Source organism: Thermodesulfobacteriota bacterium (assembly GCA_040756475.1).
Taxonomy (GTDB): domain Bacteria; phylum Desulfobacterota; class Deferrisomatia; order Deferrisomatales; family JACRMM01; genus JBFLZB01.
On the sequence record JBFLZB010000157.1, the window covers coordinates 1 to 10907 of the forward strand.

The following is a 10907-nucleotide window of genomic DNA, read 5'->3' on the forward strand; positions in this document are numbered from 1 at the left end:
CCCTGGGCACGGTGGCTCCCTTTCCCCCCTGGGAGCTCTGGGGCATCACCGCGCGGCTTCCCTGCCAGTTCGGCGAGGAGCTGAGCCCCGAGGTGGAAGAAGCGGTGACACAGGTGGCGGCGGCGCGCGAGCGCCGCAACGCCGACCCCAACCGCGCCCCGCCGCCGCCCCCCAACGGATCTTAGCCGCGGTAGGAAGCCGCCCGCGCTCCCCACTCGGGAAAACCCACGAGGCCCTTCAAGTCCTCGAAGCTCGAGGGGCCCTCCCAGGGCTGGAGGGTGCCGCCCCCGAGGCGGGCTCCCATCCCAGCCACGGCCGCGTACAGGAGCGTGACGGGGTAGATGGCGAGGCGGTAGCCCAGGGCCTCCAGACGCTGGGCCGGCAGGAGCGGCGTGCGCCCCCCCTCCACCAGGTTCACGAGGCACGGGGCGGGCACCTCCCGGGGCACCCGGGCCAGTTCCTCCTCCGTCTGGGGCGCTTCGCAGAAGACCACGTCGGCCCCGGCGTCGGCAAAGGCCCGGCACCGCTCCAGGGCCGCCTCGAAGCCCAGCACCGCCCGGGCGTCGGTGCGGGCCACGATCACGATGTCGGCCTCGGCCCGGGCGTCGCAGGCGGCCCGCAGCTTCTCCACCATCTCCCCCAGGGGCACGACCTCCTTGCCCTCGGTGTGGCCGCAGCGCTTGGGCGCCACCTGGTCCTCGAGCTGGACCGCGGCGAGCCCTGCCCGCGCGTACTCCCGCACGGTGCGGTAGGCGTTGAGGGCGTTGCCGAAGCCGGTGTCGGCATCGGCGATGAGGGGCAGGGAGGTCGCGGAAGCCACGGCGGCGGCCCGGCCCACCATTTCCCCGAAGGAGACCAGACCCAGGTCGGGCACCCCGAAGGCGCTTGCCGCCACCCCGAACCCCGTGAGGTAGGCGGCCCGAAAGCCCCCCCGCTCCACCAGGCGGGCCGAGAGAGCGTCGAAGCAGCCCGGGGCCTGGAGGAGGCCGGGCCGGGCGAGCAGGTGCCGAAGCCGGGCGGCGGGCGTCACGGAGAACCTGCCGACTTCTGAGCGGGCTCCGGGCGGGGAGGGCACGGCGGCGCTCTCCTGCGCATCAGGGCTGCACCCAGGTCGCCCGGTGCAGCAGGTCCGTGGCGGCCAGGGTGCCCGCCCGGTAGAGCCGGCAATCCATGGTCTCGAAGGCCACCCGCCCGGCACCGTCCGGCGCGGACAGGTGGACCCAGAGGCGGTGGGAGCCGAAATCGCTCCGGAGCGTGCCCTCCCCGGCGAGGAAGGCCAGGGCCAGGAGGTCCGCCGCGTCGCGCCCCTGCCCCCACTCCAGCCAAACCCGCACGTCCCAGCGGCCCTCCCGCGACCTCTGGGCGTCCAGGGCCCGAACCACGTCGCTCTCCTTCACCGGAAACCCCAGGTCCGTGGCCGCCCACTGGAGGGTGTGTCCCATCTCCCCGAGGGACCAGTTGCGCGCCGGCACCCGCTCCAGCACCGCCGTGAGCCGGGCCTTCTGGCGGGCATCGAGATCCGTGGCCCGGTTCACGGCCTGGGCGAAGCGCTCCGCGAGCGCCGTGGGCCGGGCCGCCTCGGCGGGGCGCTCGGCCCGGGGCGTCGCCATCCACGCAAACCCCAGGTGCGCCGCCACGCTCACCACGACGCAGAGGAAGAAGATCTTTCGCTCCCAGCCGTCGAGCGGGGGAATCAGTGTGCGCATCGCTCCCTCAGGAGTAGAGATGGCAGGCCACGCTCCGGCCGGCCCGCAAGCACCGGAGCCCGGGGACCTCCCGGGCGCACGGCCCGAACGCCCGAGGGCACCGGGGGTGGAAAGGACATCCTCTCGGCGGTTCCAGCGGGCTCGGCACGTCTGCCTCGACTACCCGGAGCGGCGTCCCGCCCCCGGGGCGGACCGGCGGCACCGCCGCCAGGAGCGTCTGGGAATAGGGGTGGAGCGGCTCGGCGAAGAACTCCGGCGCCGGGGCCACCTCGGCAAGCCTGCCCAGGTACATCACCGCCACCCGGTCCGCCAGGTGGGCCACCACCCGCAGATCGTGGCTGATGAAGAGGTACGTAAGCCCCAGGGCCTCCTGGAGATCCCGGAGCAGGTTCAGGATCTGGGCCTGGATCGAGACGTCCAGCGCCGACACCGGCTCGTCGGCCACGAGCAGCCGCGGCTCCACCGCCAGGGCCCGGGCGATGCCGATGCGCTGGCGCTGGCCCCCGCTGAGCTCATGGGGGTAGGCGGCGCCCGCCTCGGGGGACAGGCCCACCTGGGCCAGGAGGGCTTCCACCCGCGCCCGGCGGTCCGCCCGGGCGCCGATGCCGTGGATGGCGAGCCCCTCGCCCACGATGTCGCGCACCCGCATCCGGGGATCGAGGGAGGCGTAGGGGTCCTGGAAGACCATCTGCACCTCCCGCCGGAACCGGCGCACCCCCGCGCCGTCCAGGGCCCACAGGTCCTGACCCCGGTAGCGTACCGCACCCCGGGTGGGTTCCTCCAGCCGAAGGAGCAGCCGCGCCAGGGTGCTCTTGCCGCACCCCGACTCCCCCACCAGGGCCAGGGTCTCCCCCTGCCCCACCGCCAGATCGACCCCGTCCACCGCACGCAGCCACCGCCGGCGGCCCAGGGGGCCCTTCTGGACTCGGTAGTGGCGGGCAACGCCCGCGAGCTCAAACATGGCTCTGCGCCCGGATGCAGCGCGCGCGGTGGTCTGGAGCCTTCTCGGCGAGCTCGGGCAGGGCCTTCGCGCACCCATCGATGGCGAGCTCGCACCGGTCGCGAAAGGGGCATCCCGCCGGCACCCGGGAGGGAGGGGGGACGTTTCCGGGGATGGCCCGCAGCCGCTGGCCGCGGGGCACTCCGCCTGCGCCGGGGACCGAGGCCAGCAGCCCCCGGGTGTAGGGATGGAGCGGGGTCTCGAAGAGCGCCCGGGTCGGGCACGCCTCCACCACGTGGCCCGCATACATCACCGCGACCCGATCCACGTGCTGGGCCACGAGCCCCAGGTCGTGGGTGATCAGCAGGAGCGCCATCCCGAGCTCCCGCCGCAGGGACGCGAGCAGCGCCATGATCTGCGCCTGGACGGTCACGTCCAGGGCGGTGGTGGGTTCGTCGGCGATGAGGAGACCGGGCCGGCACGCCACGGCCATGGCGATCATGACCCGCTGCCGCAACCCCCCGGAGAGCTGGAAGGGGTAGGCCGCCAGGCGCGCCTCGGGCTCGGGCACCCCCGTCTCGCGCAAGAGCGCCACCGAGCGGCGGCGCACCTCGGCCCGGGGGAGATCGAGGTGGGCCGTGAGGGCCTCGGCGAGCTGATACCCCACGGTGAAGACGGGGTTCAAACTGGTCATGGGATCCTGGAAGACCATGCCCACCCAGCGTCCCCGGACCTCCCGCAGCTCCCCGTGTCCCAGGGCCGTGAGGTCCCTGCCGTCCAGGAGCACCCGGCCGCCCGCCACCCGGCCCGGGTGCGGCAGGAGCCCCGCCATCGCGAGGGCCGTCATGCTCTTCCCGCACCCGGACTCCCCCACCAGGCCCAGGGTGCCTCCCCGTTCCAGGGAAAAACTCACCCCCCGCACCGCGGCCACTTCGCCCCCGGCGCCCGGAAAGCCCACCCGCAGCGCCTCCACCTGCAAGAGGGGAGCTGGGGACGGGATCGTCACCACCCCGTCTCCTCGCCCGGAGTCTCGGCCGGCCGGCCCCAGGGGGTCATGGCCGGGAGCGCAGGGCGGCTTCCAGGTCCTCCCGGCGGATCACCCCCTTGGCTTCGAGCACCCGAACCAGGGCCCTCACGAGGGTGAGGGCGTCTGCCCCTTCCAGCGGCGAGACCCGCTTTTCCTCGTCGCGGTGGAAGATCACCATCTCCTGGCTCTCATCCCACTTCGACAGATCCACCGTGCGGTCCACCCCGTAGGAAAACCCCTGCTCGCCGGCCGGAGCGGCTGCCTGGCCCCCGGGGGCCGAGCGATTGCGGTAATACTGGTCGATGGCCCTGTTGATGGCCGACTCGGTGGCCACCACCGGCCGCACGCTCACCCCGGTCTGGAACTGGATCTCGCTGATCGCGTCGAGGTTCGTGGGGTCCGACATGGCCAGGATCACGATCTTCTTCCCCAGCTCTTCCTTCATGGCCACGGGGACCACGTTGTACTTCTCGGCGACCCGCAGGGAAATGGCGTCGCGGGTACGCGGCGAGACCGAGACCTTACGGAAGTCCACCGCGGGCAGCCGCAGTTGGGTGGACAGGGCCTTGAGGATCTGCTCCTCCGACACGAACCCCATCCGAACCACAGTGGAACCCAGCTTTCCTCCCCAGGTGCGCTGGCTGTTGAGGGCCGCGGCCAACTGGGTCTCGCTCAAGAGCCCATGGTCGATCAGGATCTCCCCCAGGCGCTTCTTCCTCGTCATCGCTGCTCCATCTGCTGGCTGCCCGGCCGACTTCCCCGGAAAGCGCGCTCTCCTGCACTCGGCGAAATCCCCGCCTTACCCATCGGCCAAAGCACTTCCAGACCCAAGCTTCGCACGGCGGCTTTCTGAGGGAACCCGGCGGGCCGTTGTCGCCTTCCCGGAGGTTGGCGTGTGCCATTTTGCACCCACCGCGCCGTTCCCGTCCAGAACTAGCGAGGCGAGAAACCCACGGCCGATCCAGCAAGGCGCCGGCCTCAGGTGCCCGCCGCCGCGGCCGGGGCGAGGCAGGCCCAGAGAAACGCGGCGACGGCCTCGCCCGCTTCCCCCTCGCGGCCCAAGAAGAAGTGGTCCGCCCCCCGAATCTCGACCCGCCGCTTGGGCTCGCCCGCGGCGGCGAACCAGGTCTCCAGGAGCGGCATCGGGCAGAAGCAGTCCCGGGTGCCGAAAACCGCGAGCTTGGGGATGGGGCAGGCCGCCGCCTCGGCCATCGGAAACGCCACCAGGGGCGGCGCCACGAGCGCGAGAGCCCGCACCCGGGAATCGGCGCACGCCGCCCGAAGCCCCACCGCCGCCCCGAAGGAGTACCCCGCCACCCCGAGCCGGGCCGGGTCCACTTCGGGGCGGGAGGCCAGCAGGTCCAAGGCGGCCCCCACGTCGCCCACCTCTCCCGCTCCGCCCCCATGCTCCCCCCCGCTGCCCCCGACCCCGCGGAAGTTGAACCGGAGTGCGGCAAAGGACCGGGCCGCCAGCGCCTCACTCACGCCCCGCACCACGGGGTTGCCCATGGTGCCCCCGTACAGGGGATGGGGATGGCACACCACTGCCCCGGGAACCGGCCCCCCAGACCCGGTCGGCAGGTGCAAGACCCCCTCGAGGACCAGCCCCCCGCACCCGAACCGGACGTGCTCTTCCCGCCCCTTCCCCATCCCGACCTCCTCTTTCGCCGCCGCTTGGGCCCAGGCAACCACCGCGGGGCCCAGGATCCACCATCAAACTTTGGGGCGGGGTCGGGGGGCCCTGTAGCGCAGCCGCGCACGCATCGACCGATCGGCGGCACCCGGTCCAAAAGGGTTAAGCTCGGCGCACCTGTTCCCTGGGGGAGATGCCCTCTAGACACCGCGGATTGCGCGGTGGAGCGGAAGGGTTCCCCGACCCCGCTCACCACCCAGGTGCTGCATCACAGGGGCATTTCCCATTTGACAGCTACCGGCATAGCTGGTATCAAATCGCACTCCCGGTGCGCCGGGAGAATTCACGAGGGAGGAGGTGTAACCCCGTTGATGAGAGAACGCAACGACTTTGGGGGCGGCGAGCGCCGGCCTCGCCGGGACTTCGACCGGGAAGGGGGCAGCGACCCCCGGCGGGACTTCGAGCGCGAAGTCCGCAAGCTCAAGAAGGACTTCCAGAAGAACGTCCTCCCTGCCGTGAAGCGGCACTCGTTCTATGTGAGCAAGAGCGAGATGCGGCGGATCAAGGAGCGCAAGGCGGCCCGACGGCGTCGCAGGCAGCTGCGCAAGTTCGCCCAGGAATGATCCCACACCATCGCCCCTGCGGCTTCCGCAGGGGCGATGCCGTTCTTGATTCCCCCCCTCCCTTTCCGTTACTGTCTTCCTTCGCCCTACCCTCACCCGGTTCGAGCCGTCCATGCCCAAGACCGTCCTGGGAATTCAGCTGGGAACGACTTTCGCCCTCGGGGTGCACCTCAAGGGCGGGTGGAAGAGCTCTTCGGTAACCGGGATCTCGCGCATCCCCCTGCCCCGGGGCACGCCCGAAGAGCGGGGTGCCGCCCTGCTGGAGTCCGGCCTTCGCCCCGCCGAGTCGGTGGTGGCCGCCATTTCCGGCGGGAGCGCCTTCCCCCGCCTCGTGGCTCTTCCCTTCTCCGACCGCGCCCGCGTCGTGCAGGCCGCCCCCCTGGAAGCGGAAGAGAGCCTCCCCCTTCCCCTGGAGGACCTCGTCTCCCACGTGCACGTGCTGGAGCGGCGCGCCGGGAGGGCGACCGCCCTTCTCGTGGCGGCCCCCACAGCCCGGGTGGGCTCCCTGCTCGAGGAGCTCGGAGTCGCCGGCCTCGACCCCCAGATCGTGGACGTGGAGGCCCTGGCGCTGGCCACGGTGGCGGGCCGCGCCCTGCCGGCAGCCCAGCCGGCGGTGATCGTGGACCTCTCGGAGGACCTCTGCCAGGCGGTGGCCGTGGGGCCCAGCGGCCCCTGGGACTTCTTTGCCTTCTCCGCCCCGGCGGACGACCCCGCCCTGCCCCGGGAGGTCGCTGCGCTGGTTTCGCGGTGGCGAGTTGCCGGAGACGGCGGGGAAGCCGCCCCTCGCGTCTACCTGAGCGGGCCCCTGGCCCTGGCCCAGGAGCTTTCCGCCTGGGAAGCGGTGCTGGAGCACCCGGTCGACCTGCTTCCCTTTCCCTCCGAGGGGCTCGTGGACGCCTCCGGCGACGGGGCCTCCTGGCCCGGGTGGGCCGTGCCCCTGGGCCTCGCCCTGCGCGACGCCCCGGGGCGCCGCGCCAGCCAGGTCAACCTGCGGCAGGGCCCGTTCGCCCCCCTCCAGGAGTCGGGCCCTTGGAAGCGGATGGGGGCGGTGGCGGGCGCCTACGCAGCCGTGCTGGCCACGCTGTGGGGTTTCGGGATGTGGAGCGAGTCCGCGTACCGTGAGGCCCAGTACGAGGCCCTGCGCACCGACATCCGCGAGACCTTTCGGCGCACCCTGCCCCGAGTCCAGACGATCGTGAGCGAGGTGGACCAGATGCGCACCGCCGTGCGCGAGCTCGAAGCACGCGCCCAGAGCCTGGGGAGCCTGGTGGACCGGGCGGTCTCGCCCCTGCGGGTGCTGCGGGAGATCTCGGCGCGCCTGCCCAAGGACCTGGAGGTGGAGTTTCGCGACTTCACCGTGGAGGAAGGGCGCGTGCGCATCGATGGCGTGACCGCGAGCTTCGACGCCATCGACCGGATCAAGGCCGAGATTTCCCAGCACCCCCGGTTCTCCTCTGTGGCCGTGAGCGACGCCAAGGCCGGCGTGGAGCGCGACCGGGTGCTCTTCAAGCTCACCGTCAACCTGGGCCGGGAGGGGTAGACCGTGCGCCTCTCCTCCCGAGAGAAGATCGCCGTGGGCGCCGGCGGCGCCTGTCTGGCGGCGGTAGCCTTCTGGCTCGGGGTGTGGGAGCCCGCCCAGGCCCACGTGGACCTCCAGAAGCGCCGGGTGCAGGCCAAGCGCGCCGAGTACCGGGAGGTGCAGGAGCTGGCGGGCCGCCACGAGAGCCTGCGCACCCGCATCGAGGGCATCGAGGCCAACCTCCGGCGCAGCCGCGACTTCTCGATCCTGTCGTACCTGGAAGGCCTGGCGCGGCGGCAGCAGCTTCAGGACCGGATCGTCCAGATGCGTCCCCGCCCCGGCGAGGCCTCGCGGTACTACAGTGAGAACGGCGTGGAGATCCGCATGGAGCGGGTGCGCCTGCCGGAGCTCGTGCGCTACCTGTTCGAAGTGGAGAATTCCCCGGAGCTCCTGCGGGTGAAGCAGATCCAGATCCGGCCGCGCTTCGATGACCCCGACCTCCTGGACGTGCGCTTCCAGGTGTCGGCCTACGAACCCCTGGAGGCAACCTGAGGTGGGTCCCACCGCGATCCTGCGCCGCCGCATCCTGAAGGGGCTCGGCTACACCGTCTTCACGGTCGCGGTCTTCCTCCTCTCCCTGTGGTGGCTCCTGCCCTACCCGGAGCTGGCGCTGAGCCTGGAGCGCCAATTGGCCGCCCAGGGCGTGGCGGCCCGCATCGAGGGTCTCGGGCCGGGGACCTTCCCGGGGGTGCGGGCCCGCAAGGTGCGGGTGGCCCCGGGGGAGAACCCCGCTTGGGGCATCGACCTCCACGACGCGAGGGTCGGTGCACCGCTGCTCGGACTCCTGCGGGCGAAGCCCACGATCGAGCTCGCAGCCCTCTCCCTGGGAGGGGAGCTGACCGCCCAGGTGTCGCTCGCGCGCGCGTCCAGGGCCGCCCTGGCCTGGCAGGACGTGGACCTCTCCCGGCTTCGCCCGCCCCCCGGCGCCTGGGAGCTGCCCCTCTCCGGGCGCTTCTCGGGCCAGGTGGACGCCGTGCTCCAACCCGACGCCACCCAGACCAGCGGCCGGGCCGAGCTCGTGTTCCAGGGCGCGCGGATCGGGACCGGCACGGCGTGGGGTTTTCCGGTGCCCGAGGTCGGGCTGGGCACCGGGCGGGTTCGCCTGTCGGCAGACGGGGGGAAGCTGGAGGTGGAGAGCGCCGTCTTCGAGGACGGCGACCTGGGGGTGGAGCTCAGCGGCAGCGTGCTGCTTCGGGCCGACGCCGCCCGGAGCCTCGTCAACGGACTGCTCTCCCTGCGGCCCGATGAGCGGCTCTCCCGCGAGCTCGGCCTCCTGTTTGCCATGTTCCCCGGCGCCCGGGGCTCGGACGGCCGGTACACCGCCCGGATCCGGGGCACCCTCGGGGCTCCCCGTCTGCTCGCCCGCTAATTCTTCCTCCTGATCCCACGAGGTTCCCATGGATGCGCTCGACTTTGCCAAGGGCGACGGCCTGCTCCCCGCCGTCGTGCAGGACGCCGAGACCGGCGAGGTGCTCATGCTCGCCTACATGAACCCCGAGGCCTTCCGCCGCACCCTCGAGACCGGAAAGGCCTGGTTCTACAGCCGCTCCCGGGACCGCTACTGGATGAAGGGCGAATCCTCCGGAAACGTTCAGGAAGTGCAGGAGGTCCGGGTGGACTGCGACGCCGACGCCGTGGTCCTCAAGGTGCGCCAGATCGGGGGCGCAGCCTGCCACACCGGGCACCGCAGCTGCTTCTACCGCCGGGTGGAGAAAGACGGCTGGATCACCCAGGGCACGCCCCTCTTCGATCCCGCGGAGGTCTACAAGGCATGAGCCCGCTCAAGCTCGGCATTCCCAAGGGAAGCCTCGAGGAGGCCACGGTAGAGCTCTTTCGGCGGGCGGGCTGGAAGATCCGGGCGAACTCCCGCAACTACTTTCCGTCGGTGGACGATCCGGAGCTTCGCCTCTCGCTCGTGCGGGCACAGGAAATGAGCCGCTACGTAGCCGACGGCGTCCTCGACGCCGGCCTGACGGGCAAGGACTGGATCCTCGAGAACGACTCCCAGGTGGTGGAAGTGTGCGACCTGGTGTACTCCAAGGCCTCCACCCGGCCCGCTCGCTGGGTGCTGGTGGTGCCCGGCGACAGCCCCGTGCAGCGCCCCGAGGACCTGGAAGGCAAGAAGATCGCCACCGAGCTCGTCCACTTCACGCGCCGCTACTTCGCGCAGCGGGGCATCGCCGTGGACGTGGAGTTCTCCTGGGGCGCCACCGAGGCGAAGGTGGTGGAGGGGCTCTGCGACGCCATCGTGGAGGTGACCGAGACCGGCTCGACCATCAAGGCCCACGGCCTGCGGATCGTGGAAACCCTGCTGGAGACCAACACCAAGTTCATCGCCAACCCTGCCGCCTGGGAGGACCCCTGGCGTCGGGAGAAGATCGGGCAGCTCGCCCTCCTGCTCCAGGGGGCCCTCAAGGCCGATGGGATGGTGGGCCTCAAGATGAACGTGCCGGGAGACCGGCTGGAGGACGTGATCGACCTTCTCCCGAGCCTTCAGGCGCCCACCATCGCCCACCTCTACCGCTCCGACTGGCTGAGCCTCGAGGCCGTGGTGACCGAGTCGGTGGTGCGCGAGCTCATCCCGCGCCTGCTCAAGACCGGCGCCACCGGGGTCATCGAGTATCCGCTCAACAAGATTCTGTGATCGGGTGGTCGGCGGTTTTCTGGCTGGCATCGTTGTGCGAGACCCATGGGAGAAGCCCCGTCACCCTTCACCCTTCACCCTTCCCGTCCTCCAGAAACGGGGGCTTGCCGCCCTTGCGGTACGCCAGGGCCTGGGCCACGGCCACCACCTCGCCCCCCGGGCGGGTCACCCGCACCTCGTAGCTCGCCGTGCGCCGGGTGGCGGCGAGCTCCCGCGCCTCGGCCACCAGCCGATCCCCCGGGAAGCTTGCGGCGACGTAGGTCACGGAGACGTTGAGGGCGAAGGCCGACTCCCCCCGGGCATTGCAGGCGATCTGGAACGCCTCGTCCGCGAGGCTGAACACGGCACCCCCGTGGACGGTTCCGAAGAGATTGCACAGCTCCTCGGTCACCGTCATCTCTACCCGAGAGCACCCCGGCCCCGCCGCCACGCACTCCATGCCCAGCTTGCGGGCGTAGGGCTCGTGCCGGGTCGCCTCCCGGATGGCCGCTCCGTGGTCCCGGCCGGACCCACCGGGGGCCGTTAGGGGTTGGCTCTTGGCTGTCGGCGACGTCACGGCTTCTCCCTCGCGTTTGCAGGTTGGTCCCGCCATGCGGCCCGCACCGCGGGCTCCCCCCGGCCCGCCCCTAGGGCCGCGGCCACCACCCGTTCGTATCCCGCCCGCGTCCCGAGCAGGCCCCGGGCGATTTCCTCGGCGGCGGCCAACTGAGCCGCACCGTCCGCCTGGTTGAGCAGCACGGCGGCGCGGGCCCCCG

The 10907-nt window shown here is 72.0% G+C and carries 15 protein-coding genes; 7 read left to right on the forward strand and 8 right to left on the reverse strand.

Features of this window, described 5'->3' with window-relative positions:
- Positions 1 to 185, forward strand: a 185-nt coding sequence (locus AB1578_17965; protein ID MEW6489780.1) for a hypothetical protein, incomplete at its 5' end; no start/stop codon positions are given.
- On the opposite strand, the gene AB1578_17970 is transcribed toward AB1578_17965, so the two are convergent.
- The 6 genes from AB1578_17970 to AB1578_17995 form a co-directional block, all read right to left on the reverse strand.
- A complete protein-coding gene (locus AB1578_17970) occupies positions 182 to 1030 on the reverse strand; it encodes an isocitrate lyase/PEP mutase family protein (GenBank protein MEW6489781.1) in 849 nt (282 codons plus the stop codon). The two genes, AB1578_17965 and AB1578_17970, sit on opposite strands and share 4 nt — an antisense overlap.
- Before the next feature lie 64 nt (positions 1031 to 1094).
- Positions 1095 to 1706 (reverse strand): hypothetical protein, encoded by a 612-nt coding sequence (locus AB1578_17975; protein ID MEW6489782.1) that lies wholly within the window; start codon positions 1704 to 1706, stop codon positions 1095 to 1097.
- A 7-nt stretch (positions 1707 to 1713) separates the two neighbouring features.
- On the reverse strand, positions 1714 to 2667 hold the full coding sequence (locus AB1578_17980; protein ID MEW6489783.1) for an oligopeptide/dipeptide ABC transporter ATP-binding protein: 954 nt from the start codon (positions 2665 to 2667) through the stop codon (positions 1714 to 1716).
- A complete protein-coding gene (locus tag AB1578_17985; protein MEW6489784.1) occupies positions 2660 to 3652 on the reverse strand; it encodes an ABC transporter ATP-binding protein in 993 nt (330 codons plus the stop codon). The genes AB1578_17980 and AB1578_17985 overlap by 8 nt, the downstream gene beginning before the upstream one ends.
- A gap of 46 nt (positions 3653 to 3698) precedes the next feature.
- Complete coding sequence (locus tag AB1578_17990; GenBank protein ID MEW6489785.1) at positions 3699 to 4397, reverse strand: hypothetical protein; 699 nt, start codon at positions 4395 to 4397, stop codon at positions 3699 to 3701.
- Positions 4398 to 4651: 254 nt separating this feature from the next.
- Positions 4652 to 5323 carry an alpha/beta fold hydrolase gene (locus AB1578_17995; GenBank protein ID MEW6489786.1) on the reverse strand — a complete coding sequence of 224 codons (672 nt, stop codon included), beginning with the start codon at positions 5321 to 5323 and terminating at the stop codon, positions 4652 to 4654.
- Positions 5324 to 5677: 354 nt separating this feature from the next.
- On the opposite strand from AB1578_17995, the gene AB1578_18000 reads away from it, so the two are divergent.
- The 6 genes from AB1578_18000 (at position 5678) to hisG (ending at position 10152) form a co-directional block, all read left to right on the forward strand.
- Positions 5678 to 5929: a hypothetical protein gene (locus AB1578_18000; GenBank protein ID MEW6489787.1), complete on the forward strand. Its 252-nt coding sequence runs from the start codon at positions 5678 to 5680 to the stop codon at positions 5927 to 5929.
- Positions 5930 to 6041: 112 nt separating this feature from the next.
- Entirely contained in the window at positions 6042 to 7469 is a 1428-nt protein-coding gene (gene gspL / locus AB1578_18005) for a type II secretion system protein GspL (GenBank protein ID MEW6489788.1), read from the forward strand.
- A gap of 3 nt (positions 7470 to 7472) precedes the next feature.
- On the forward strand, positions 7473 to 8000 hold the full coding sequence (gene gspM / locus AB1578_18010; GenBank protein ID MEW6489789.1) for a type II secretion system protein GspM: 528 nt from the start codon (positions 7473 to 7475) through the stop codon (positions 7998 to 8000).
- A 1-nt stretch (position 8001) separates the two neighbouring features.
- Positions 8002 to 8877, forward strand: a complete 876-nt coding sequence (gspN, locus tag AB1578_18015) for a type II secretion system protein GspN (protein MEW6489790.1) — start codon at positions 8002 to 8004, stop codon at positions 8875 to 8877.
- 28 nt (positions 8878 to 8905) lie between these two features.
- Positions 8906 to 9283 (forward strand): phosphoribosyl-AMP cyclohydrolase, encoded by a 378-nt coding sequence (gene hisI, locus AB1578_18020; protein ID MEW6489791.1) that lies wholly within the window; start codon positions 8906 to 8908, stop codon positions 9281 to 9283.
- A complete protein-coding gene (gene hisG, locus AB1578_18025) occupies positions 9280 to 10152 on the forward strand; it encodes an ATP phosphoribosyltransferase (protein MEW6489792.1) in 873 nt (290 codons plus the stop codon). Before hisI ends, hisG begins: the two co-directional genes overlap by 4 nt.
- A gap of 67 nt (positions 10153 to 10219) precedes the next feature.
- On the opposite strand, the gene AB1578_18030 is transcribed toward hisG, so the two are convergent.
- Both AB1578_18030 and AB1578_18035 read right to left on the reverse strand, forming a co-directional pair.
- Positions 10220 to 10708, reverse strand: a complete 489-nt coding sequence (locus tag AB1578_18030) for a hotdog fold thioesterase (GenBank protein ID MEW6489793.1) — start codon at positions 10706 to 10708, stop codon at positions 10220 to 10222.
- Positions 10705 to 10907: hypothetical protein (locus tag AB1578_18035; GenBank protein ID MEW6489794.1), on the reverse strand; the 203-nt coding region annotated here is incomplete at its 5' end. The genes AB1578_18035 and AB1578_18030, both read right to left, overlap by 4 nt.